We start from the raw sequence: 24,100 nt of genomic DNA, 5'->3' as shown, positions 1-24,100 counted from the left end.
TGCTTGGGCCGTGAACAGGTAAGCCACGTTAAAATTCGCTATAAATAGTGGTTTTCCGCATGCAATTGAATAGAAAATTAGCCCATTTCACTCATGACAACGAACAAGTTGACTGTTATGCTAGCCTCAAAATACAGATTCACGGTATAAGGGAGGCTAGGCATGTATCCATTGTGGAAAAAAACTTATCTGCTCTTGACGGCTAGTGCACTGTTATTGACTGGTGTAGCCGTTGGGGGATCTAGGGCTGACGCAGAGGCAGATATTAGAAGCATGAGCCTGCGTCCAATAGGGGGAGACTATGAACATAGGCTTCAATACGTAACCGCAGAAGTTCCCTTCGTCATTATGTACGATACAACCAAGGTTGTGTCTACAACTTCAACCGATACCTTGTTCTATTCGCGAGATAATGGGGTAAGCTGGATTCCACTCACGCGCGGGCAAGGCGGCGCACTAACACTCCCGATCGATGCCAGCCTCACCTCTGTTCGGTTTCGCATACACGCTTGGTTCGATCCCCTCGTGGGCAGCAATAGTGAGGACGATTATGTGTCTGCACCATACTCCGTGAAGCAGCCTGGCGCTCCGACCGATGTGAAAGCCACAGCCAATTCCAACGGATCCGTGACACTAACTTGGCTGGACAATTCGAATATGGAATCCCGTTACGACATTACGCGATCAGGACCTGATGGCAAGAAGACATTCACCTTTTCAGGTAAAACCGATTCGATTGGCCAAGTCTCCTATGTAGATACGCAAACAAGTAAAACCAATAATACATGGTACGTGTACCAAATTAAGCCCATCATTGACCAATATGCCATTCCCGAGTATTTGGTCCCCGGAGAGGCCGTCACGATTGTGGAGTCTACACCTCCACTCGGACAAATTAAAGATATTCAAATCGATGCGCCTCTCTTGAAGGGATCAGGCATACAACCGATTCTGAAGCCAGGTAAAACTACATTAAACATTCTCGATGATATTGCTCGAATCACGGTTTCATCTGATCTCATATCGAAAGTAGACGGTGTTATAACGAACGTACCCGACATCTTTGCTGGTGCCAGTTCATGGGCACTGCCAGAGTTAAAGCAAGCGTTTGGTCTCGGATTGACGACCAGTGAAACCATGAGCAAGTATACAGAGGCGATTACGAGAGAAGATTTTGCTGGGCTTGCCATTCGGCTCTATGAGAAGCTGACGGGGAAAACGGTAGCACCTGACTACAATCCCGTGTTCAAAGATACGAATAATGTGCAAGTGAACCAGGCGTATCGGCTGGGGATCGTGAACGGCTTGACGAATGATACGTTTGGTCCTAAAAACCCCATCACCCGCCAGGAGATGAGCGTTATGCTGCTGCGAACGGTAAGACTGGCCAAGTCAGGTGTAGCACTGGATACAACGACGAAGATGACTTTCAGTGATTCCAGCTCCATCTCCAGCTGGGCGCAGGATGCGATGAACTTTGTTGTGAACTACGGCATCATGAACGGCGTTGCTGGCAACAAGCTCGATCCGCATGGGAATACCACTCGTGAGCAGGCGATCCTTCTCTCGCTGCGCACGTACTTGGCAACAGCCGTACTGCATTAGATATTCCCAGCGCGCCACTCGAAACGAATTAGTCCGAAAAAACCTAACTAATTTGCCTCCCAGCACCCTAAAGCCGCAATTAGTCCGAAAAATCCCAACTATATCGACCCAAACGGCCTTTCCTCGTAAAAAATGGGGAAATAATTCGGTAGAATCTGACTATATACCTTTTTGGCAACAAAACCCCGATTTAGTTCGGAGAAATCGGACTAACGCAGCTTTGGGCGATGATCGTCAAAAAAAAGGAGCTAAGCGCCTATAAACCGCCTAGCTCCTGCTTCAATTTCAAACAAACCAAAGCTTCATCGTTTTAATTTCAAAAGGATTCATCGTCACGGCAAAGTGATCTCTGCCAAACTCTATTTTCGTTTCCTTCGTCCGCTCGACCAGATCACATTCCTTCACATCTGCTATAGACTCCGTGAATGGAAGCTTTACCGCTGAGCATGTATCGAGCAGGTTTTGGAAGCGTAAGATGTAGGCATCGCCTTGCTCCGCTTTTTTGAAGGATAAGACATGGATCCCCTCTACACCTTCTGTCAGAAATTGATAGCTTGAGGGTCCTGAAGGCTTCCAACCTGCTATCACCTGAGCCGGCATACAGGCTTCGGCCGCTAGCTGCTGAACGTGTCCTGCCTTCCAATCCCCCGTATGAGGAACTAGTCGGAAGGCATACTGGAAACTGCCGCTGATCCATTGCGGGAAGTTCGTCCCCCATTGATTGTTAAATAAGTTGAAATGAAGGATTGGTTGTTCGGGTACGTACACTTCTTTGGCATACTGGTAAATTCCCTTCTCACCAATGGAAAATAACGGTGTATCGAAGGGGATAATCGCCAGTCCCACTTGTTCATCCTGTACATCTACCCATTGGCTAGCGCAGTGAAGGCGTGTATTCGCACCTTTCTCAATATCGGCAACCGGATTAACAACACTGCCTAATTTTTGGAATCGATACGCCGGATGATCTGCGTTCAGAGCAAACGTAAAGTGCCCACTCTCGGCATACGCAGTAGAGGCTTTACGATCAACGGCCAACTGCATATCAGCAAATGGTTGGTCAGCTTCCAAACGCATTACTACGCGGATCTCTTCCCCGTTTCCAAACTCCTCATAGCTTTCAGTTGGCGTCGTGAAGACTGTTTCAATGCTGCCCCAGCCTACGCCATTTGAAATTTTAACATCTGCAAGATGCAGCCCATATCCCTTATGATCAATTCTAGGGTAACCTGGTTTACCAAAATCGTTCACATACCAATCCATGAGATCATAGCTGTATGTTTTCACAAAATTCAGGATATCTTCTTTCCCGTAAACATCGTATTCGTATTGCGCGAACCTTCCGTTAATCGCCCATTCCTTCTGATTCTGCTTGTCATAAAAGCTAGTTATACAGCCTGACTGCGCGCTGACCACGATGCGTATCGCATCGTTTTCTAATATCGCGTTCTCTGCGTCTTTCACTGCGATGATATCTGAATGAGCGTCAACCATGCTTTGCGCATACTCAAAAGTTCGATACCCCATCGGTGCTAACTCTCCAACGTTGGCCTCGCCCGTTTCATTCACGAAATAGGATTCCTTCGTTTCTCTATCTGTCAGTGTACCGTGCTTCCGCTGCTCAAGGGTGATCTTCACATGCTGTCGTTCCCAAGCAAGCGGGTTATACACGCCAATAATATTCGAATCTATGGCTGTAAAAGGTTGAACTTCGCTTAACGCTTTCTCTGCTTGATCTATGTAATTTCTTTGTTCAGCCCAAGAAGCCTCCGTCTTAAGATAGGAGTCTGGAAACATCGCTCTGTCTTTCTCAATCGCGGCCTTTCCAAAAGCACGCTGGCTGTTGCGTCCAGGCAGTAAATTCGATTTGATATCGATCCCCCACGTATGTTCGCCGAATAACAGCGTGTGTTCATACGCCTCCGCTATGGCAGCCGCGTGATCTTCTTCACGCATCCCTTGCAGCTGCTCAAGCGTGGACAAGCTTTCGCGTGTTGCAATATCCGAGCGCATCCGCCGTACACGGGACACTTCTTCTGGATAAGTGCCAATTCCATGAATCCAGGTATCGGCCAAATCCTTGCGAATTACTGGGATATCTGAATACTCTCTGGCGACAAAATCACGTGCAAAGTCGTCCATGGTCCCGATTTTCACCTCGGTATCGGGATACTTACTCGCAATCTCATCCAACAAGTCTTGCACCACGGAGCCATCCTGTGGACCATAGTTGTCTTGTGTTTGCAGCAGCGCTATCCAAATCGGATAAGGCCAATCATCAGGCGGCGTCAGGTCTGTGCCATAGGCCCCCTTGGAATAATAGGTTAAGACCCTGCTGCCATCCGGTCCTTCCCAGTGAAATAACCGTGGCAAATCAACCGGTGAAGAACACGCATTTACGCCCAGATGCAAAAATTCAATGCCTGCGTTTTTCAATAAGGTGGGCAGCATCCAGGTATGACCGGGGACATCTGTCATTTTGGCGGCAATCGCTGTGTGTCCATATGATTCGCGAAGCTTTTCTGAGATGTAGAGCCCTCTAATATACTCCTCGGTGCCGCAAAACTCCGTATGTGTCGTAAACGGAAGCCCATGCCAACGCAGTTGTCCGTTCCTAATCAAGGCTTCCATTCTTTCCTTTCTACCCACATCCGGCGTATCCAAACATTCTTTCAGCATCCATGCAGGCAGTGTCCACACATAGTGATGGTCTGGTCCATCCTTCATCGTGTCTTCACAGACAGCTAGAACATCATTCATCATTTCTTCTCTATATTGGGAGATGACGTTGCTGGCCAAGTCCGTGAAACCCAAGTCTACATGAGTTTTAAAAACAACATATATCTTCTCTAGTTGCCTCACTGTTCTCTCCTCCGATATCTATAAATTATCAATGAATCCCGATCGTCACAATTTCACATGGGCTAACTGACAATTGAATTTGATCATTAGACTCAGCTTCGATGCGCGATCCCTGCTCTTCTCTGATTGAACTCCTGTAGAACTTGTTATACGAAATATGAGAGTTTACCTGCAAGCTAACCTTTTGGTCGCTCATATTGTACCAACGCAGCAAGAGCTCCTCCGTTCCTTCTTTCATTTTCATAGAGGAAAATGCCAACTCACGACCTTCCCACTGGAAAGGGGCAAACGAAGGTGAAATCCTTCCAAGATGGGAATCTGTCTGGCAAGATGTCCATGGAATTTGGAACTGATAAGCCTCCGCATAAGCGCCCGACAGAATACCATCCCCGTTATGTGGAATGACCAACATCCGTACGGTGTGTTCACCCAGACATTGTGCTTCTGGCGTCGGGAACAAGCCCCAATCGCCAAGCTCACCAACAGCTCGGAGCAGTGTTATCGCAACCGTATTGCGGACGTCACGCAATACCTCGTATTCGTTCAGGCCTACATTGGCGACAACCAAGCCTGCCCCGGCTTCACTGAGATCAACGAAAGCCTGCTGATGCTGTGTATTGCTGGGGTTCTGCCATTCTGCCGCCGGCTCATTGCCGCGCTGCGGGACTTCAAACATCGTGTCGACACAATGAATCCGTGTGTTCAAATCTGTTGGGAAAAGCATCCGTAACCGATGGTCCTTCGCTTGGTTGTTAAAGGTAGCTGTAATGGCTACCCCTTGCCCCCTGCGGCTTAAGCTGATAACCGTGCGGATCTGCATGGGTACCATGCGGGTTGAGCGCTGTGCTTTTCGCGTCCCGAAGTAGCTCAATTTCCGTTGCTCTTCCTCGAGCACTTCGTTTGCAGATGCAGGTAATTCCCAATCATGTACAATTACAATAGATGCTTGGTACGCCGTATCTTCTACTACTCGAATTTGCGCAGCCAGCTCATAAGTCGTTCGCGGAGTTTCACTATCCGGCTGTTTGTACATGTATTCATTGCCGATATCCCCACTATTCTCATAGATGCCTAAATCCCGATAAACACGGCCATTCGTCTTGTCAGTTACGTTGAATGAACCGTTCGCGTTGACCTCGACTTTGAGCATCTCATTTTCCAGCACGCGATCTCCCACTAGTAGCGAGGAAGCAGGCATTTCTGCTTCACGTTTCACCCAGGCATAAGCTTTCAGCCCTAACGCAGGTACATGCTCCGCTTCAAAGGTAAGCCTCACTTTGCGGCACATATAGGGTTGACGGAACTTATCTTCCGGCAAATCATATCCAAATTGCAGTCCAAGATCCTGCACCGTGCATGCCATGACGTTCGCGTTTTCATCCATCAGGGTCATACCCGAGAGATCCATAGCTTGGATGGCCTTACTCGCTTCGTCAGGTGTGTAACCGTCACGGAAGTACAAACGCAAGGCGTCAAGCTCAATATGTACAACACCGCTGCGTTCCCAACCGGAGGTATTCATAACGATGAAGGGCAGCGCATGTTCGCCCATGTTGGCAAAGCCCGATGTATCGATCATGCGGGCAATAGCTCGTTTGCTTTCGTCGATGATGGCTTCTGCCACATGCCGGCTTTTCTCAAACCGCGTCACCATTTCACGGTGTACTTCGTCTACGGAACATCCGCATATGCTGTCATGCGGATGGTTTTGCATCAGTGTTTTCCACGCATAGGTAAATAGATGATGCGGATATTTCTCCTGCGTTCCAAGGACATGTGCCAAAGCGGCCAAAGGCTCCGCCACTTTTTCCAACATCGCTTGCCCTGCCTGGTTCATTTGTTTCAAATAAACACGGGCAGAGGCGGTGTTCACAAGCGTATTCCAACCGTCTGTACGTTGGCTGCGAAGTTCGCCTTTTATTATGGAAAGCTCACGGTTCAGGGAACGCTCAACATCTTGCAGATAATCAACAAAATTGGAATGGATAAAGGTTGTATCTGGATAAAGCTCGCGCGCAACTTGAAGTGCTTCCGGCAAATCCAATTGAATCGGTTGATGGTCACAGCCATTCATGAAGAGCCATTCACCCATCGACGCGTATTTCTCTGCATCAGCCAGCTTCTGGTCCCAGTAGATCCTCGCTTCTTCGCGATCAAGAGGAATTTCCCATCCGTTGTTATACCAGTTGGCAAACAAAATGCCGAGTACCTGTGAACCATCCGGGCCCTCCCACGTCAGTTCCGAAAACGACGACTCGTAATCACCATCTGACACGGTGTTGTTAAAACCTGTTGGCTTAACGCCTCGCCCAAAAAACACATTCGTAATCCCGAACTGCCGCATCAGTTGCGGCGTCTGACCCACTAGACCAAAGGTATCGGGAAAGTAGCCGATTTTCGAAACAGACCCATATTTCATCGCATCTTGGTGACCAATCTGCATATTTCTTACGTTGGCCTCGCCGCTAGTTAAGAAGGCATCCTGCAGGATATACCAGGGACCAATCAAAATCCGCCCGTCCCGAATCAAACGGGATAATCGGTCTTGCTGATCGGGTCTAACCTGCAAATAGTCCTCAAGAATAATCGTTTGTCCGTCCAAGAAAAAACTGCGATAATTCGGATCTTGATCCAGTTTATTCAGCAGTTCATCCACGAGTTTGACGAGACGCACATGATGTTTCTCATAAGGTAAATACCATTCTCGATCCCAATGTGTATGGGAAATGATATGAGCTGTTCGCTTCGAATTCATCTTTTAGCTCCCTCCCGTACTTGCACCAAAGCCGAAATATTGCGAGACGTAATCGACCTGACACCCATCTCCATAAAGTGCTTCATCTCATCTTCTGAATGGACCGTCCAGATGTAGACATCCAGCTCGTGACGGGCTGCTGCTTGAATGAGTTCCGGCCCAACAATCCGATAATTCACGTTGAGACCAAAGCACTTCGCGCTCAAGGCGTCCTCGCAGCTAATGCGAACAGCTTCCCTCTCATTTAGCGTTAGAAATAAGGACGTATCCACGTTCAGCAGCTTGCGCAAGCGCGGATCCGTTCTGTTCACATCATGGGCACGTCTGGTCTCACATCCGCTTAGAATGACCATCTCTAGCAGTCCGTTTTCCTCAACGAATCGAGAAACTGGCTCCACACAAGCATCTGATTTCAAATCCAGATTCATGATCTTGCCTGATGCTCGCAAGATCGGCATCACCGATTCCAGGGATAAGATCCGAATCGTCTCACCAGGTGCCCCGTTATGAGCTTTGATGTCCAACAGACTCAGTTCTGCATAGCTTATCTGGGAAATCTTAAATTCCGTTCCATCTGCGGTGTAAACATGATCGTCATGAGAAAGCACAAGGACCCCATCCGAAGTTATCAGGATATCTTCTTCCACAATATCGGCTCCGCTATGGACCGCTGTTTTTATAGAAAGCAAACTATTATCAGGTGTGCCCATACACCCCGTATGTGCAGTTAGTAATGGATATGTCTTCAATCAATCTCACCTCAATTAAGAATCATAGTTGCGAAAGCCATGCCTTGTACGTGATTGAATTCGTAAGCCAAACAGCTTCTTTCACCATGAAAGAAGCTGTTATCTGCAATGAGCTCACTACTTCTTGATCTCCTCAAGCGGCATGTGATGCCCGTAAAACGTCTTCTCCCTTAGAATCGGGGCTGTCCATTTCACCGCATTGGCTATGACGCGCTGCACATCTTTATTGTGGTAGGTAGGATACGTCTCGTGACCTGGACGGAAATAAAAGATTTTCCCTTGGCCACGACGATACGTGCATCCGCTTCGAAACACTTCTCCCCCTTGAAACCAACTGACAAGGATTAATTCCTCTGGTGTAGGAATATCGAAATGCTCTCCGTACATTTCTTCCTCTTCCAAATCAATATAAGGTCCAATTCCCGCTACGATGGGATGGGATGGATCCATGACCCATAGTCGCTCTTTCTCATCCGCTTCCCGCCATAGCAGATCGCAGGAAGTGCCCATCAGTTTGCGAAACAATTTGGAATGATGACCAGAGTGAAGTACGATTAGCCCCATTCCCTCATGTACACGTTTGCATATGCGATCAACGACGTTATCTTGGAAGCCCTTATGCTCAACGTGTCCCCAATAAATAAGGACATCCGTCTGATCCAGCTTTTCTTGGGTTAACCCATGTTCAGGCTCATCGAACGTTGCACAGCTTATTTCAAATCCATCCTGACGAATACCGTCAGCAATGGCTCCATGCATACCTTTGGGATAGATCCGAGCTACTTCTTCTTTTCTTTGCTCCTGAAGGAATTCATTCCAAATCGTTACTCGGATCATACAAGCTCCTCCCTTTTCACATTTGATACGTGTGATAAGCTTCTTGTTACACCGTCTTGCGCTGAATCGATAATGGCTTGCAGCACTTGTTGGTTACGGTATCCATCGATAATGGTCGGGAGCGAAGTAGAGTTCTTTTGCTCCAAATAATCTACAAAGTCCTGCAGCATCGGCTTCACTGACTTCTCATCCAAGTGAATGACAGACTCAGTCAGTTGTAGATTCTCGCCTGATCTTAGCGTCAAATGAACCTCATTGGGCTTTTCGACTGACATTCGGACCGTACCCAAGTCACCAAACAAGGTAACATTGAATTGATTCCCTGTGCCAATTGCATTCTTATGGGTATAAAACGATCCCATCACGCCGCCTTCTAATACACACTGGAAGCCAGTAAAATCATCCACATCAACTTCGGCGTATTCCCCTGTTCGCTTATCCAATCGGCGATCCGTGAACGTGGTCATCATGCCTGACACCTGCGTAAATTCGCCTACAAAAAAGCGTGCCGCATCCACCATATGCGAGCCAATATCCGCTAATATGCCGGATCCTGCCATCTCTTTATTGAATCTCCACGTGTATTCCTTATTAAACATTGGCGCGTTTTCCTCTTGCAAATAGTGCGCAGCGATATGCCGGATTCGGCCTAAAGCACCGTCCGTAACGAGCTGCTTCACATATTGGAAGCAAGGTCTATACCGATACGAGAAGCCGATCATGCAAGGTATCGGATTTGCCTCATATAACCGAAGTAAGTCATCCGCCTCCTCCATCGTTCGAGTAAAAGGCTTCTCCGAGAAGATTGGTTTGCCACATGCAATCGCTGTTTTGAGGATATCACAATGAAATTTATTGGAAACACCGGAAATGATGAAGTCGATGTCAGGATCGGCAATGATCGCTCGATAATCCGTGTATCGCTTCTCAGCAGGCAATTGCAGACGTTCCCCGACCTGTTCCACCGCATTCGCATTCACATCACAGATGGCGGCAACGCTTGTATTGGTAATTTTGGCAAGATTGTTCATATGATAATCGCCGATACCGCCAAGGCCAATAATGCCTACATGCCAATGTTTATTGCTCATCATGTTCGCTCCCTTATTTGCGATCTTCCTCGTGATCAATCGTCGAGACTGAATTTCGCTCTATAATTTTGCCTTCAACAATGATATTTTCCTCGTATTCCCCTTGTAGCACGCCTAGTTGATGCATTAACAATCGGACCGATTGGGCACCTAATTCGGATGGCTGCAAATCCATGCTCGTCAAAGACGGGTTCGATTGCACCATCATCGAGTTATCTCCGCATATCACAAATAGAGAGACATCGCCAGGTACAGTAAGATTAAGGTCCTTAATGGCATTAAGAACACTGAATGCGGTACGATCATCATCAGCAATAATCGCGGTTACTTTTTTATTCATCTTCCCAATAATATTGACCGTCTCTTCATAGCCATAATCCATGTATTCACTCGAGTTCAGCTCAGGAGGCTTATGATGAATCATGTGCTCCTCTACGTCTAGCCCACGAACCTTCATGGCCTGAATGAAGCTAGCCTTCCGATCAATAGAGACGGTCATATGCTCATTGGCATTCAAAAACATAATATCTTTATGGCCTTTGCCAACTAAATACTCACAAATATTGGACATCATCTGTACATTATCGTTATCTACGCTCGTGGAATGCTCTATGTTTTCATTCATCACATGACCTACCGTTACAAAAGGAATCTGCCCCATATGCATGAGGTTGATCCGTTCATCATTGGCTGTAGGCCTCATCACAACAGCACCATCAATCGGATAACTCGTCAAAAATGGCGTTTTCACCTCATGGACAGGAATGATATCTAACAGGACCCTATACCCATAATAAGCTGCTTCCAGAATGACCCCGTTGATAAACTGCGTATGAAATGCGCTAAAGAAGAAGCTGCCGTGCGGTATGGTTAAGCCAATGGCCATCGTTTTCTTGGTAACCAAGCTTCGCGCAGTATGATTAGGGACATAATTTAATTGTCTAGAAACACTCATCACACGCTCTCTGACTTCGTTGCTTGTCGGTCTTTTTTGGCTAAAGACATTAGAAACTGTCCCTTTAGAGACTTTCGCTAGCCTTGCAACATCATCAATTTTTGCCATGTTCGGGTAAACATCCCTTCGTTACAATGTCCGTTTATTCCAATTGTGCATTAAGCTTCTCGACCAAGTCAATTAAATCTACCGGATTGCTAATGGTATAGGCAGGCTTTTGACTTTCATCTTCATGCACCTTCGGATACCTAGATGTCCAGCTTAAGAAGATGCTCGTGATCCCCATTTGATTAGCGCCTTTCACATCTCGGCTTAGGTTGTTGCCAACCATGACGATTCTTGAGCAGTCCTGCTCCGTGAGTTCTAACGCACCCATCGCAGCTTTAAACATACGAGGACTTGGTTTCGCGTCCTTAATCGATTCTGAATAAATCATCGTGGTAAAATAATCATATAAGCCATGATCCGTTAGCATATTTTTGAACGATTGCGCTCTCCCATCAGCTACAAGAGCCAGGATATAGCCACGTTCGGCAAGTGTCCTCACCATCACATCAGCCCCAGGAATCAGATCCGCTTTAATCACAATATCATGGTCATCTCTAATTTCGGTTCCTTCATCAATGATGGTATCTCCACAGTCCAGGAAAACAATTAACTTCTTCGCATTGGGATCAATCGGCATATGATCTTTCGTTGTTGGTTTATACATGAGCAGCGACACCTCTTAAGTTTAATTGGTCAGCATAATGACAAGCTGCGTAATGGTTGTTTCCTAAATCCTGCAGCTTTGGTTCTTCCTTCACGCATTTGTCAGTCTTGTACATACACCGGGGATGGAAATGACACCCGCTCGGAGGATTGGCTGGATTCGGTACCTCACCTTCGAGGATGATGCGTTCCTTTTTATAATCAGGATCAGGCTCAGGTACGGCCGACAGGAGTGCCTCTGTATAAGGATGCTTAGGCGATTGAAAAAGCGAATCCACAGGTGCTAACTCAACAATTCGCCCCAAGTGCATAACCGCCACACGGTCGGAAATGTTTTGGACAATAGACAAATCGTGTGAGATGAAAATATACGTTATCTGAAGCTGCTTCTGCAGATCCTTCAACAGATTAATAATTTGCGCTTTAATTGAAACGTCCAAGGCCGACACGGCTTCATCGCAGACGATGAGTCGAGGGTTGGAAATAAGTGCACGGGCAATCGCGATACGTTGTCTCTGGCCCCCAGAGAAGGCATGTGGATAACGCTTGAGGTAACTGACATTTAATCCTGTTTTCTCAGCGATTAAGGTCACTTTCTCATCCAGCTCTGCTTTGGTTAGCTTAAAGTTAGCGAGCAGCGGCTCCGAAATAATATCATAAACACTCATTCTCGGACTTAGTGAGGAATACGGATCTTGAAAAATCATCTGAATATCTTTTCTGAATTTCTTGAATTCTTTCCCGCGAAGGCCTAAAAAATCAACTTGCTCATCGCCTTCCGTATGGTAAATCACTTCCCCGGAAGAAGCATTCATTCCCCTCACGATACATCGGCCTAGCGTTGTTTTCCCGCAGCCGGATTCACCGACAATACTCAGCGTCTCTCCCTCCATAAGTTCGAAAGAAACGTCGTTCAATACACGAACGGATGAAGGCCTGGCAAACAACTTATTCTTGTCTTTGACTTCAAAGTTTTTGATTAGATGGTTTACTTTCAAAATCGGTTTAGACATATGTTTTCTCCTCACCTTCATTTGCGTAAAGGAAACATCTAACCATATGGTTATCGGATATGCGCGTTTTGGGAACCGCTTGTTTGTTGCATACCCCTTCAATCCGATCCTTGCATCGGTCATAGAAACCGCACATCGGAGGCATATCAACTGGCATCGGAACGGTACCCTCGATCGATTCTAATCGTTTATTTCTATTCCCAGTTAACTTAGGCATCGAATTGAGCAAACCTTTGGTATAGGGATGTTTGGGATTTTTAAAAATTTCGCCTACGGTCGACTGCTCCACAATCTTCCCTAAGTACATGACAGCTACTTCATCGCACATCTCAGCAATGATGCCTAGATCATGCGTGACAAGCAAGATCGCCATGCCAAACTCTTTCTGAAGTCCCTTCATCAGCTCCATCACTTGGGCTTGAATCGTTACATCAAGCGCAGTCGTGGGTTCGTCGGCAATTAACAATTCCGGATTACAGGATAAGGCCATGGAGATCATCGCCCGCTGACGCATACCACCCGAGAATTCATGCGGGTACTGGTCAAATCTTTTCGCTTCATCCGAAATGCCCACTTTACTTAACATTTCAAGCGCAATCTTTTTCGCTTCTTTTTTATCTTTAGTCCGGTGGATGAGGATCGATTCCATGATTTGATTGCCAATCGTATACATCGGTGAAAATGCCGTCATCGGCTCTTGAAAGATCATCGCAATCTTGCGTCCGCGAATGGATCGAATCTGTTTGCCTCGCGTATCTAGCGATAACAAATCCAGCTTGTTGAGCGCCTTCTCCGAGGTCGAGTGATACACAATCTTGCCGGAAGTTTCGCACTCTTTGGGATTAATGGAGATAATGGCTCTGCTGGTTAAACTTTTCCCACAGCCAGACTCCCCCACAAGTCCAAGTGTTTTCCCTTTTTTTATATCAAAATCGACGCCATCTACCGCCCTCATTTCCCCATTATCCATCTGAATACGAATCTTGAGGTCTTGAACAGACAGTAGGGGTAGTTCGGATTGTGAATCAATAACAGCTTCTGATGTCATGACATTCCCCGCCTTACCTTAGTTTATTTCTTGTATGGATCGGCTGCATCACGCAAACCGTCGCCTAGAAAGTTAAACGTTAATACGGTAACAATGACAAATCCGAGTGGGATTAGTTTCCATGGATACAAAGCAATATTCTCTATTTGCTGAGCCTCCTGAAGGAGTACGCCCCAGCTAGTCGCAGGAGAACGAATCCCGAGCCCTAGAAAGCTCATCGCTGTCTCCCCCAGAATCATACCCGGGATGGCTAGTGTTGTTGCCACTACCAAGTAGGAGATAAATCCAGGCAAGAGATGCTTGATAATAATTTTCGCGTCGCTAACTCCGGCTATTTTGGCTGCAAGCACATATTCTTCATTCTTTAACGAGATGAACTTGCCTCTCGCAACCCTAGCTAAATCTGTCCAACCGATGAATGCAAAGATGATGACGATATACAAATACATGGTCACTACGGGAACGCGGGCTGGTATAGCAGCGGATAAGGCCATCCAGAGCGGCAGCGTTGGAAAGGACCGAATAATTTCAATAAACCGCTGAATAACAGAATCAATCCATCCTCCGAAATAGCCGGATATCCCACCGATAAATAAACCAAGGACAAAGCTGATCCCCACACCGATAAGCGGGATACTTAGTGAAATTTGACTACCTAGCGCAACACGAGATAGTAGATCTCTCCCCATTCCGTCCGTACCGAAAAGGAAAATACGGCCAGGCTCATCTACGCCAAAAAGGTGTGTACTTGTTGGGATCAAACCCAGGAATTTGTAGCTTTCGCCTTTCACAAAAAAACGCAGCGGATGGCGAACATTCTCGTCCTGCACAAAAATCTTCCGCAATGTAACAGGATCTCTGCCTGATTTCAGCTCGTTGACAAAGGGTCTAAAATGAAAGCTACCTTCAGCATCCTTGAAACTCAATTTCGTAGGCGGGGCATTGACATATTTGCTGTCGTAGCTTTCCAAACTATAAGGAGCTATGAACTGAGCAAAGAGAGCTACAAGGTAGAACGCAGCTAGAATAATTAAACTGACACGAGCTAATTTATGTTTCTTCAACCTGCGGTATATAAGTCGCCACTGCGAGCTGTAATAGACATCGTTATTTTTCGGACGCTTGAAGGTGGTTACAAGTTGTTTGCCCATTGTTGTAATTGGTTTCATAGTTACACACCTCTGAATGCAGTGCGAATTTTTGGATCGAGCCATGCCAGCAAAATATCCGAAATCAATGTACCCACAACCGTCAGCACGGCCATAAACAATAACCACGTACCTGCCAAATACATATCTTGGGCTAATAATGCGTTATACATAACTGGGCCTTGAATAGGCAAATTCAGAACAATTGCCGTAATCGTCGAACCTGTAAAAATGGACGTTAATGACCATCCAAGGGTACTTACGATGGGGTTGAGTGCAGCCCGTGTCGGGTATTTTAGTAATATTTTCGTTTCAGATAAGCCTTTGGAGCGTGCCGTCACCACATTCGGCTTATTCAATTCGTCCAGCATTTGCCCTCTCATGACGCGAATGAGCTCTGCGGTGTTCGCCAAACCAATAACGATAATAGGGATGATCATATGCTTCAGCAAGTCGAGAACCTTCCCCATCGACCAAGCCGCACTTGCGTAATCACTCGAAAATAACCCTAGTAAAGGATCACCAAAATACACATAGGACAGATACATGAGAATGATCGCCATTAAAAAGTGAGGAGTAGCCATACCAAGAAAACCGAAAGCCGAGAAAATATAATCACCAATGGAATATTGCTTTACTGCACAGTAGATCCCGATCGGAATGGCCACAGCGTACGTAAATACCATAGTTGCCAGAGAAACGATAAGCGTTAACGCCATAAATTGGTTTATTACGCTCAAAACAGGCTTGTTATAGCTAAACGAATATCCGAAATTAAAATCGGTAAAAATGTTTTTCATCCAATCCAAATATTGAATGAACCAATGTTGATCCAGCTTTAAGGCTGATCTCATTTCAGCAATATCTGCTTGTGTCATGACCTCACCAGCCGCGGACATTTTCGCCGCATACGATGACACATAGTCACCAGGAGGTAACTGAATGATATAGAAGACAATAACGGATATCACAAAAACGACGGGTATGACCATAATGATTCTTCTTAAAATATATTGGAGCATCTAGATCCTGTCCTCTCCGGTTAATTCGATGATCCTCTTGATAGTGATACTGGGGAAATTGTCTTTCCCCAGTATCCAGTTACCATCCGCCTATTGCTTGATAAAGAACTGAGAAGGATGACCATGACCCAAGCTGCGGAATTCATCCGCATAAATTAAACTCTTAGGCACGTTGCCGATCTTGTTAGATGCCACAATTAGCTTAGGCGTTGGGCCTGCATAACCAATCAGCCATTGATTCTTTTGATTGAGTTTAATGATTTCATTGCTCCATTTTGTGATATCTTCTTTGGTTGTCGAAGATTTAACTTTATTCCAATAGTCCAAGATTAACGCGATATCGCCTTCCGGTTTAACGCCATCTTTCCCATTGGATGACGTGTACAAGCCATAATTCCCAAGCCATGGTGTAAGTACACGGAGTGGTACAAGTGTATCCGGTCTAAAAGCCACATTGACAAGCGATATATTTTCTGTCGTTACAGGAATCTTATTGGCGTATTTCAAATCATTATGGGTACCGGCGTCCACAACTTTGATATCTACCTTGATGCCGACTTTTTCATAATATTTTTTGACTAATTCCAAGAAAGTTGCTGTATTCGTCGTGTTCTCAATAACCGTAATCGTGAGATCAGAACCGTCAGCATTTAAACGGAAATTGTTTTTATCGCGTTTTGTCAAACCAAGTTCATCCAGAAGCTGATTCGCACGTGCTTGATCAAACTTGCTCCATTGATCTGCCCAGCCTTTTTGGAAGCCAACCAAACCTTCTGGAACAGAAGCTTGTTGAGGAGCCCCTAAGCCGTTTGTCACAATTTCAGAAATCTCTTTACGGTCAACCGCAACCGAAACAGCTTCTCTAAATTTAATGTCTTGGAAAAGCTTACGCAGATTAGGATCGCCAATCGTTTGATTGAATTGAAGTCCTGCACTTGACCATGCTGCTTGCGTCCAAGGTGTGACAGTGAACGCTGCTTTCTTTTCATTTTCTTTTAATACTGTGAAATCTTTAAAATCAAAATCAAGCAAATTATAATCGCCAGCTAATGCGCCAAGAACTCGTTGTGCGGGATCCTGTACTTTAGTAGCTACGAGACGGTCCATATAAGGCAGTTGATTTCCTTCGCTATCCACTTTCCAATAGTAAGGATTACGCTCCATAATGAATTGATCACTATTCGGATCGTTCTTAGCTACCCAAGGTCTTAAATTGGGGATCTGCGGGTTAATCCAATCGTAATATCCCGTTGCTACCAAGAAAGATTTCACGTCTGCAAAGCCCCATTGCTTCGCAATTTCTAGTGCTTTCGCCTCTCCTACAAACTCAGGCAAAATTGTTTTTTGGAAATGTGCTGGTGCGAAGAACCATTTATTATCAATGGCCACACGCTCCAAAAATAGTACGCTAGGATATTTATGGGTGATTTTGAACGTATAATCATCAACCTTAGTCACTTGTGCTAGTGCCTTTTCACCAGATACAGGATCGATGGAGTAATAGGCATCATAGACCTTTTTGCCGAACGTTTCTTTCGTAAGCATATGTTCCCAATAGAACAGGACATCATCGGCTGTAAATGGCATACCATCTGACCATTTCATCCCTTTTCTCAAATGAATCGTGAATTCCGTTGAGTCTTTATTCACTTCAAAGCTTTTGGCAACGTTGGGCTCAACTGTACTTCCATCCTTATTAAAACGGAACAGCGATTCCTCGGTCGGTGCACCCACCGTCCAGCGATCATTCGGACCAGCCCAAGGCATTTTCCAGTCGCCGCCGTATTTGCCGATCTCATCCGTTACTTTCTCGACCATAATATCTTCCTTAACTGGCATCCGATCCGTTACAGGCTTAAGGGTTCCTGCAGTCACAAGCTTAGCTAACATCGGGGCTTCTTTAAATCCGCTTATCTTTGTAGCCGCTGATGCAACTGGACCTGTTGTTTCTTTCACTGCTGAACTTGCTTTTGGTTCACTTTCACTCTCACATGCTGCAAAAACAACTGCAAAAATTAACATCATCATACCAACTAACAAACTGCTTCTTTTCAAGCCAATCCCCTCCATAATTTTAAACTTGTTCTTCACTAATCCCTGTCGCGTAGTTGGAAATCGGACCCTTTCACCTCCAAGGCAGAATATCCTTAAACCGGTTTAATAAGATATAAAAAAAATTAAATGTATGTAGTTAAACCGTTTTAATATAATGTAAGCGCTTTAAATTAGAGTATGCAAGAACTCTTATTCCGATGTTAACTTTCCAATTCGTTGTGTTAAACCGGTTTAATAACACTTATTGTAAGCGTTTGCTTTTTATAATTGTATCTTACATCGGATTTTAAACGTTTGCAATCATTTTTTTGGAAGAATGTGGAGTCGCGATTTAAGGCATTCCTTATTCCTTGAAAGCTACATCCTTATGGAATGGCGTAAGGGTAATCAGGTGAGTTCCAATGTGTTATAATTGAGCTAACATTGTCAGATTGGTTAGAGAGGAACTATCCCCATGCGCAAAGGTGAACAAACGAAACTCCGCATCATTGAGAAATCGGCTGTTCTATTTAATGATAAAGGGTACACAGGCACGACGATGCAAGATATTATGGACGCGACTGGTTTAACCAAAGGAGCGATCTATCGCACTTTCACCAGCAAAGACGATATTGCAATTGAAGCGTTCCAATATGCTGGAGGAGTCTTATGGCAGCATTTCTCCGCAGCCATTGAACTTCAGGACACGGCGATGGGCAAAATTCTAGCCATGTGCGATGTATACCGTGACACCGTCCATAACCCTCCGATTCAAGGCGGATGTCCATTCTTAAATACGGCGGTCGAAAGCGACCACTCCTTTCCCGTTCTTCGAGATCATGCTACCCTGGCTTACACGCAAATGTTGGGATTCATTCAATCCCTACTAGCTCAAGGCGTGAGCACTGGAGAATTTCAACCGGAGATAGAGTTAGAATCTGTGGCTTCTTTTATTTTTTCAACCATTGAAGGTGCCATCATGGCCAGTAGACTAACGCGGGATAACCGTCATGTCGCATATGCCATGCAACATATTGAACGGCTGCTCATGACCTATAAGGCTCATTAGCAGCCGTTTTTCTCTGACCTTGCTCAGTTCAATCGCCTGCCTGTTACCTTCGATGACGGCAACATCCCTGCTTTGGCAGTTCCACTCATGAAGTCACCTTGCACGGTTACCTCGAACTTCAAATTTAGTCTCATCGGCTTCTTCACCTTCTGCGTCCATGTCAATCGTCTGCCATCCCATATAGGGTTAATGAGTTCATCAACCTCATCGCCTTGCGTTGCCGTCCCCCGTATGGATCCATCCTTCAAGGAAATGTGCAGCGTGACGGACATTTTACCAATAGGCGTTGCGATCGTCGTTTGCCACGTGCCTTCTATCGCGGAATCGCCATCGGGAGTCTCAGCAACTACAGGGATTAATAGATCTTCGGCAGTTGTATCACAACTCGCTGCGAAGTTAATCGGCACGATACCTTGTGCACGCCACACCGTCCCTCGTCGTTCATACTCAAATAATTTCTCGACAGCAGATGCGATTTGAGGCCCTACTTCACGCTCCACCAAGTACAGGGCTACATCTAGTCCTGATGTCACACCACCCCCACTTACCAACCGATGTCCATCCTCAACGACTCTGGCTTCAATCGGAATTGTACCCGTGGCACCTAAGGCAGACATCCCCAAATGATTCGTAACCGCATACCGCCCCTCCAACAAGCCCCCCATGGCAAGCACTAATGAACCACCGCACACCGTTGCAACCGTGATATGCTCATGATCCAAAGCTTGTTTCATCAATGATGTTAAATCCGACTCCATAGCTAACCTTAGAATGTAAGGAACAGCATCTTCGGAATCTCCCTCTGGCTTGCCTGAACCTCCCGGAACAAGAATAATACCTGATCGACTCGGATCCAATGCAGCTTGTGCTTCGATCGCAGGTCCATTCATGCCGCTCGGTACCAAGCGTTTCCCCTCTGCGGACACTAATTCCACCGTGATGGCTCCACCGGCATACATCGCCGCTGCAGCGAAAACTTCATACGGGGCCAAAGCGTCCATAAGATCGAATCCATCGAATAATACCACTTGAACATGCATAAAAGTGCCTCCTTCAGATCATTGTGCTAGGTTTTCTAAAAACAGTTCGAATAACGATCTCAGCAGCTACCATGAGACAGATGATCGATCCATACACGGCTATGGTGTAGCTGGTTGTATACGCAAGGCCGCCCCCATCATGGAGCAGCGCAGTTAGGGTATGAATCGTGAGATTCGTAAAAACAAAAGCATAACTCCTCGTCATCCACTTGCGATGTTGGTTGACCTGTTTTTTCTTGATCTTTACGATTGCGATGATCGTCATAACCAGCCACACAATATTCATCAAATTAAACCCCATGGAGCTAGCTTTCCCACCTGTCGCATATGGCGCCATGTACCCGGACGTGACGTCAACAATGACCACGGAAATCAAGTAGAAATACCCGTTCATACGATGGAATTTACGATGCTTTTTCAAGATAACTGTAGAGAAATTAGCAGCCCCCGATAGCATAGCCATGCATGCGAAAATGACGTGCACATTCATCACTTTCAGCCAGACTTCCGTATGCAATGCTCGTTTAAGCGTTTCTTTATGGCCTAGAAAAGTGGTTGCTTGTGGATCATGAACAAAGTTGGTGTATAAGACGTACACGATAAATACAACTGTAATGGATAACATCAATAAGTAAGCTTTTTTACTGGTGGACATACCTTCATCCTTCCTATCGAGGAGCTTTTGATTAAAAAACCGAACCGTACGGTCTTTTTTATTATAATACATAGCATAGCTTTTCAGCTATTGAATTGTTACAAAAATAGGAAAGAAGCAAGCCATGAATTGGTTTGCTTCCACGCTATCTATATTCTACGATTTGAATACTAATTTCCCTTGTACTACACCATGGAAAAGTATACACTTTTCTATGACTGATCATTTTATTTCGTACGGTACCAAAACAAATACAGACTATGGGGAGGCAACATAACGATGGCACATACAGCAGAAATTCAAAGGGTACAAACCTTGCTTCGGCATGCGCAGCAACTATCTGGCACTAGCAATCAAGCTGATGAAAGAATCAAGAGCTTGAACATCAGACTAGCGGCACTTCAACAACTTGCAGGAGGCACTTCAGCTTCGACCGATACTGAAAGTGAGAGCGCAGTGGTAGAAGTTAGTGAAGAAGTGACTACAGAAGCAGCCGAAGAAGCGGCTGAAGTCGCGAATGAAGAAGTAAATGAAGAAACGAATAATGAAGTCGCGGCAGCCGAAGAAGCAACTGCACCTGATGAGCAAAATTAGCTTTAACTAATGAGCTTCAGCTTTGCTTTTTTGATAATAAGTTTCTGGTATAGCACAATGTATCTATCTAACAACTGACTAACGGATACGACTTTTTCATGTGTCAGGCTACCATGAATCACCGCTTGATTAATCATTTCGAATCGCAAGCTGTCAATTTTCTGCTGAAGTTTGGATTCCATCGTATCCATCTCCGTTCTAGTTATATAGAATAGTTACTTTGCCTATATCTGTATAGTAAATGAAGACTATTAGATTAATATTAGAAATTGTTTGTGAGAGTATTAGTTTCGTATGGTGATAAACAGCATTCAGCATGTTCCAAAGCGAAGAGACCAACCCTAAGTAGTTTGTCACTACTTGAGGTTGGTCTCCTCTCTTGCGACTGCGACTCTTACGTTCGTCTACTTTGATTAGATGGGCTATTCGTTAAACTCATGATTAGCTGGAAAACCTCCATCTATTTCTCAGTTATTTGAAGAAATATTTAAAACAAATGGAAAAAATGTATCTAATTCGGGACATTTCCCTATATTCGCTCCAAACACAAGATATTAGCTGTAGAAAATCCATCTCATCGCTTCAAATCGCGGAAATCACGAAAAATAGATGGATTTTTTCCATTTATCCCTAAATTTCATAGGGAGTGGCATCAAGGAGTCACGTAAGTCGATTTTTTCGACTTGCGCGAGCGTATTAGAAACATCTTCAGCAGGTAACTTTCATGTCCATCACCTCTACGTCGAATTCGTTGAATTCCGCGTAGTTGATACTCCTTTGCGTCCCGTCAAGGACTCCAAGTAATGCTTTGGTGAAATGCCCTCGATCTTTTTAAATAATTTGCTAAAATGATGAATGTTGTCATACCCAACCATGACACTGATTTCTCCAACTGAATAGTTGGTCGTTGTTAACAGTTCCTTCGCTTTATCCATGCGAATTTGAATCAAATATTCCAATGGAGCTTTACCTGTCGCCTCTTTAAAAAGCGTCCGGAAATAATTCAGCGATAAACCGAAATCAGTGGCCATCTGCCGATAATCCGGCGGATCCTTGTAGTGATTTTTCATAATCTGAATGGCCCCTGCGATCGTCTCGCGATACTTATGCCGTTTGCCGACCCCGTCGTTCGTCGCAATATCCTTCACTACGGCCTCCAGCAGTTGCAGCAGCAGGATCCGCAGCCTTAAGTGATAGCCATACTCCTTCGATACGAAGGCGGCATGCAAATCTTTTAACGTATTGGCTATGAAGATAGGATCGCTTGGCTGCATATGATCAGGGAATGAAATTTCATTGAGCACAACATGAGGCCGGTGGGTTAACTCTTCTTCCCAAGGAATGCTATCCATATTCTGATAATCTAGATTCACATAGACATCCTCAGGCGAAAAATCATAATTGTGCCCCATATAGACGAGATCAAAATGCACAGCGATATAATTGCAGTATTGTCCTTGCGGTACAAAGAAAGAATTTTGCACGAAAGGGGGGATGATGCATAGATCCCCCGCACTCAATACAAAGGAACGATCGTTAATTCGGTAGTTCCCTGAGCCTCCAATCATGAAGATCATTTCGTAATCATAAATAATGCGTGGAGGTACCTTGACGGCAGAAAGCTCCTTATGCTCAAACTCATGCACGTACCTGACATAGGGGGCCAAATTCAGGAAATCGACTTGCCGTATGTTACTCATAGGTTCTCCCTCCTAGCGAGGAATAGGATGATTTTATCCAACCTCTGCCTGAGATTCCTGCTTGCGCTTAATACCAAATACATCGCGAATTGCTTCCAAATATTTCATCCCATAACGGGTGTCTGGTTCCAGATAGCTCCCCTCTGTCCATTCATTCCATGAATTAATCGTTAAAATGCTAGGCTCGGTAACACCTTTATCCAAGAAGGTTTTCGCTTCCCAAAGTGCCTTCTGGAACTGCTGCGGTGTATTGCCCACCAAGATAGGTGTGTAAGGATAACCAACACAATCGAACACATCTGTCTGAACCGTACGCGGGCTGGAATCCCACCCCATCGAAACGTTTGGAAAGTACGGAAGCTCATATTCATTCGTAAACCGTTCAAAATCTTTCACCGATAATTCGCGATACAAGGAATAGTCCGACATCGGAAAGTGTGGAATAGGGTTGTGATGAATCCAGACATACGAGGTGATGCTGTCAAAACCAAGATCCTCCAACACTTTGTTCACATCTTCAATGGCTTTCTCGCCAGGCAGGTTCTGTACACCCCAGACGATCGCATTCAGATGCAGTTCACCAAGCCCAGCATTACGTACACGAGTACGGAAATCCACTAAAATACGCTTCGTCTCCTCGTAACTTCCGCCCAATCCTTCAATTAAATTCATTAACTCATAGATGGAAAAATACAACCCGCCATCCACCCGCCAATAATTCGGTTGATGAAAATAATGCGTAATCATGTAATTGGTTGCCGCGATGAACTGCTCTTCCGTCACTTTCCCGCTTGCCGCCAAATTATTGCGGAAATTGCGCGGCGCAGGCTGAATATCATACCAATCATGGTTTGCCCACATCAGTGAAAATTTCAATTCCTGGCTATTCACTGCATTTAGGAACCCGCGCTCCAACGCACCGTGTAGGAATGGACCATTCTCATACCAGTACCAGTCGAATATAAACGAAGAGATGCCATGATCGGCAGCCGCTTGAATTTTTTTGGCCATAATCGCTGGATCCGACTCATCCTCATAACCCCACATTGGAATTTTGGGTTGATCGTGCCCTTGGAATCGGGGTCTTGCCGCTTTAACCAATTCCCACTCCGTCCAACCTTGACCATGCCATTGTTCATTGAGCGAATCGGGGTGATAATTGGGAAAATAGTAAACAGCTACCTCGGTTTGTTTCATGATAATTCTCCTTCT

Annotated in this window: 20 protein-coding genes; 3 read left to right on the top strand and 17 right to left on the bottom strand. The window is 45.3% G+C overall.

The annotated features are described in order from the left end of the window. Positions 1-162: 162 nt before the first annotated feature. Entirely contained in the window at positions 163-1,605 is a 1,443-nt protein-coding gene (locus tag HQN88_RS29385; RefSeq protein WP_173119143.1) for an S-layer homology domain-containing protein, read from the top strand. A 285-nt stretch (positions 1,606-1,890) separates the two neighbouring features. Here HQN88_RS29385 and HQN88_RS29380 read toward each other — a convergent pair whose 3' ends face one another. From HQN88_RS29380 to HQN88_RS29325, 12 genes are all read right to left on the bottom strand, one after another. Next, positions 1,891-4,467: a DUF5054 domain-containing protein gene (locus tag HQN88_RS29380; protein ID WP_173119142.1), complete on the bottom strand. Its 2,577-nt coding sequence runs from the start codon at positions 4,465-4,467 to the stop codon at positions 1,891-1,893. Positions 4,468-4,495: 28 nt separating this feature from the next. Then, positions 4,496-7,222: an alpha-mannosidase gene (locus HQN88_RS29375; RefSeq protein ID WP_173119141.1), complete on the bottom strand. Its 2,727-nt coding sequence runs from the start codon at positions 7,220-7,222 to the stop codon at positions 4,496-4,498. Continuing rightward, the gene (locus HQN88_RS29370) at positions 7,219-7,971 is read right to left on the bottom strand and encodes a glycerophosphodiester phosphodiesterase (RefSeq protein ID WP_173119140.1); all 753 of its coding nucleotides are present in this window, start codon (positions 7,969-7,971) and stop codon (positions 7,219-7,221) included. The genes HQN88_RS29375 and HQN88_RS29370 overlap by 4 nt, the downstream gene beginning before the upstream one ends. A gap of 117 nt (positions 7,972-8,088) precedes the next feature. After that, positions 8,089-8,808: a ThuA domain-containing protein gene (locus HQN88_RS29365; RefSeq protein ID WP_173119139.1), complete on the bottom strand. Its 720-nt coding sequence runs from the start codon at positions 8,806-8,808 to the stop codon at positions 8,089-8,091. After that, positions 8,805-9,902 (bottom strand): Gfo/Idh/MocA family protein, encoded by a 1,098-nt coding sequence (locus tag HQN88_RS29360; protein WP_173119138.1) that lies wholly within the window; start codon positions 9,900-9,902, stop codon positions 8,805-8,807. The genes HQN88_RS29365 and HQN88_RS29360 overlap by 4 nt, the downstream gene beginning before the upstream one ends. 10 nt (positions 9,903-9,912) lie before the next feature. After that, entirely contained in the window at positions 9,913-10,962 is a 1,050-nt protein-coding gene (locus HQN88_RS29355) for a LacI family DNA-binding transcriptional regulator (RefSeq protein WP_173119137.1), read from the bottom strand. 34 nt (positions 10,963-10,996) lie between these two features. Further along, positions 10,997-11,566, bottom strand: coding sequence for an HAD family hydrolase (locus HQN88_RS29350; protein ID WP_246320519.1), 570 nt, complete (start codon positions 11,564-11,566; stop codon positions 10,997-10,999). Then, positions 11,559-12,578 (bottom strand): ABC transporter ATP-binding protein, encoded by a 1,020-nt coding sequence (locus HQN88_RS29345; protein WP_173119136.1) that lies wholly within the window; start codon positions 12,576-12,578, stop codon positions 11,559-11,561. The genes HQN88_RS29350 and HQN88_RS29345 overlap by 8 nt, the downstream gene beginning before the upstream one ends. Beyond that, positions 12,571-13,626, bottom strand: a complete 1,056-nt coding sequence (locus HQN88_RS29340) for an ABC transporter ATP-binding protein (RefSeq protein ID WP_173119135.1) — start codon at positions 13,624-13,626, stop codon at positions 12,571-12,573. The genes HQN88_RS29345 and HQN88_RS29340 overlap by 8 nt, the downstream gene beginning before the upstream one ends. 23 nt (positions 13,627-13,649) lie before the next feature. Further along, positions 13,650-14,795 carry an ABC transporter permease gene (locus HQN88_RS29335; RefSeq protein ID WP_173119134.1) on the bottom strand — a complete coding sequence of 382 codons (1,146 nt, stop codon included), beginning with the start codon at positions 14,793-14,795 and terminating at the stop codon, positions 13,650-13,652. A gap of 2 nt (positions 14,796-14,797) precedes the next feature. After that, positions 14,798-15,796, bottom strand: coding sequence for an ABC transporter permease (locus HQN88_RS29330; RefSeq protein ID WP_173119133.1), 999 nt, complete (start codon positions 15,794-15,796; stop codon positions 14,798-14,800). Between the two features lie 90 nt (positions 15,797-15,886). Beyond that, positions 15,887-17,851: an ABC transporter substrate-binding protein gene (locus tag HQN88_RS29325; RefSeq protein WP_246320518.1), complete on the bottom strand. Its 1,965-nt coding sequence runs from the start codon at positions 17,849-17,851 to the stop codon at positions 15,887-15,889. 454 nt (positions 17,852-18,305) lie between these two features. On the opposite strand from HQN88_RS29325, the gene HQN88_RS29320 reads away from it, so the two are divergent. Beyond that, a complete protein-coding gene (locus HQN88_RS29320; RefSeq protein WP_173119132.1) occupies positions 18,306-18,899 on the top strand; it encodes a TetR/AcrR family transcriptional regulator in 594 nt (197 codons plus the stop codon). A gap of 23 nt (positions 18,900-18,922) precedes the next feature. On the opposite strand, the gene HQN88_RS29315 is transcribed toward HQN88_RS29320, so the two are convergent. Next, positions 18,923-19,939, bottom strand: coding sequence for a DJ-1/PfpI family protein (locus HQN88_RS29315; protein WP_173119131.1), 1,017 nt, complete (start codon positions 19,937-19,939; stop codon positions 18,923-18,925). Positions 19,940-19,952: 13 nt separating this feature from the next. Then, complete coding sequence (locus HQN88_RS29310; protein ID WP_173119130.1) at positions 19,953-20,594, bottom strand: DUF2306 domain-containing protein; 642 nt, start codon at positions 20,592-20,594, stop codon at positions 19,953-19,955. Positions 20,595-20,873: 279 nt separating this feature from the next. Between HQN88_RS29310 and HQN88_RS29305 the strand changes: the two genes are divergently transcribed. Beyond that, complete coding sequence (locus HQN88_RS29305) at positions 20,874-21,188, top strand: hypothetical protein (protein ID WP_173119129.1); 315 nt, start codon at positions 20,874-20,876, stop codon at positions 21,186-21,188. Between the two features lie 2 nt (positions 21,189-21,190). Here the strand turns inward: HQN88_RS29305 and HQN88_RS29300 are convergent, their stop codons facing one another. The 3 genes from HQN88_RS29300 to HQN88_RS29290 form a co-directional block, all read right to left on the bottom strand. After that, positions 21,191-21,370 (bottom strand): aspartyl-phosphate phosphatase Spo0E family protein, encoded by a 180-nt coding sequence (locus tag HQN88_RS29300; RefSeq protein ID WP_173119128.1) that lies wholly within the window; start codon positions 21,368-21,370, stop codon positions 21,191-21,193. Positions 21,371-21,925: 555 nt separating this feature from the next. After that, positions 21,926-22,888: an AraC family transcriptional regulator gene (locus HQN88_RS29295; protein WP_173119127.1), complete on the bottom strand. Its 963-nt coding sequence runs from the start codon at positions 22,886-22,888 to the stop codon at positions 21,926-21,928. Between the two features lie 33 nt (positions 22,889-22,921). After that, positions 22,922-24,085: a glycosyltransferase WbsX family protein gene (locus tag HQN88_RS29290; protein WP_173119126.1), complete on the bottom strand. Its 1,164-nt coding sequence runs from the start codon at positions 24,083-24,085 to the stop codon at positions 22,922-22,924. Positions 24,086-24,100 lie beyond the last annotated feature (15 nt).

The sequence above is a fragment of the Paenibacillus qinlingensis genome (genome assembly GCF_013204845.1).
Classification (GTDB): domain Bacteria; phylum Bacillota; class Bacilli; order Paenibacillales; family NBRC-103111; genus Paenibacillus_E; species Paenibacillus_E qinlingensis.
Note: the sequence above shows the minus strand (reverse complement) of the source record. Positions and strands in the feature narration are given on the sequence as shown.

What these genes read in the sequence shown, in the direction of transcription:
- HQN88_RS29385 (WP_173119143.1), top strand. Translation starts at nt 163, where the DNA reads ATGTATCCATTGTGGAAAAAAACTTATCTGCTCTTGACGGCTAGTGCA.
- HQN88_RS29375 (WP_173119141.1), bottom strand. Translation starts at nt 7,222, where the DNA reads ATGAATTCGAAGCGAACAGCTCATATCATTTCCCATACACATTGGGAT.
- HQN88_RS29365 (WP_173119139.1), bottom strand. Translation starts at nt 8,808, where the DNA reads ATGATCCGAGTAACGATTTGGAATGAATTCCTTCAGGAGCAAAGAAAA.
- HQN88_RS29360 (WP_173119138.1), bottom strand. Translation starts at nt 9,902, where the DNA reads ATGATGAGCAATAAACATTGGCATGTAGGCATTATTGGCCTTGGCGGT.
- HQN88_RS29355 (WP_173119137.1), bottom strand. Translation starts at nt 10,962, where the DNA reads ATGGCAAAAATTGATGATGTTGCAAGGCTAGCGAAAGTCTCTAAAGGG.
- HQN88_RS29350 (WP_246320519.1), bottom strand. Translation starts at nt 11,566, where the DNA reads ATGTATAAACCAACAACGAAAGATCATATGCCGATTGATCCCAATGCG.
- HQN88_RS29345 (WP_173119136.1), bottom strand. Translation starts at nt 12,578, where the DNA reads ATGTCTAAACCGATTTTGAAAGTAAACCATCTAATCAAAAACTTTGAA.
- HQN88_RS29340 (WP_173119135.1), bottom strand. Translation starts at nt 13,626, where the DNA reads ATGACATCAGAAGCTGTTATTGATTCACAATCCGAACTACCCCTACTG.
- HQN88_RS29335 (WP_173119134.1), bottom strand. Translation starts at nt 14,795, where the DNA reads ATGAAACCAATTACAACAATGGGCAAACAACTTGTAACCACCTTCAAG.
- HQN88_RS29330 (WP_173119133.1), bottom strand. Translation starts at nt 15,796, where the DNA reads ATGCTCCAATATATTTTAAGAAGAATCATTATGGTCATACCCGTCGTT.
- HQN88_RS29320 (WP_173119132.1), top strand. Translation starts at nt 18,306, where the DNA reads ATGCGCAAAGGTGAACAAACGAAACTCCGCATCATTGAGAAATCGGCT.
- HQN88_RS29315 (WP_173119131.1), bottom strand. Translation starts at nt 19,939, where the DNA reads ATGCATGTTCAAGTGGTATTATTCGATGGATTCGATCTTATGGACGCT.
- HQN88_RS29310 (WP_173119130.1), bottom strand. Translation starts at nt 20,594, where the DNA reads ATGTCCACCAGTAAAAAAGCTTACTTATTGATGTTATCCATTACAGTT.
- HQN88_RS29305 (WP_173119129.1), top strand. Translation starts at nt 20,874, where the DNA reads ATGGCACATACAGCAGAAATTCAAAGGGTACAAACCTTGCTTCGGCAT.
- HQN88_RS29300 (WP_173119128.1), bottom strand. Translation starts at nt 21,370, where the DNA reads ATGGAATCCAAACTTCAGCAGAAAATTGACAGCTTGCGATTCGAAATG.
- HQN88_RS29295 (WP_173119127.1), bottom strand. Translation starts at nt 22,888, where the DNA reads ATGAGTAACATACGGCAAGTCGATTTCCTGAATTTGGCCCCCTATGTC.
- HQN88_RS29290 (WP_173119126.1), bottom strand. Translation starts at nt 24,085, where the DNA reads ATGAAACAAACCGAGGTAGCTGTTTACTATTTTCCCAATTATCACCCC.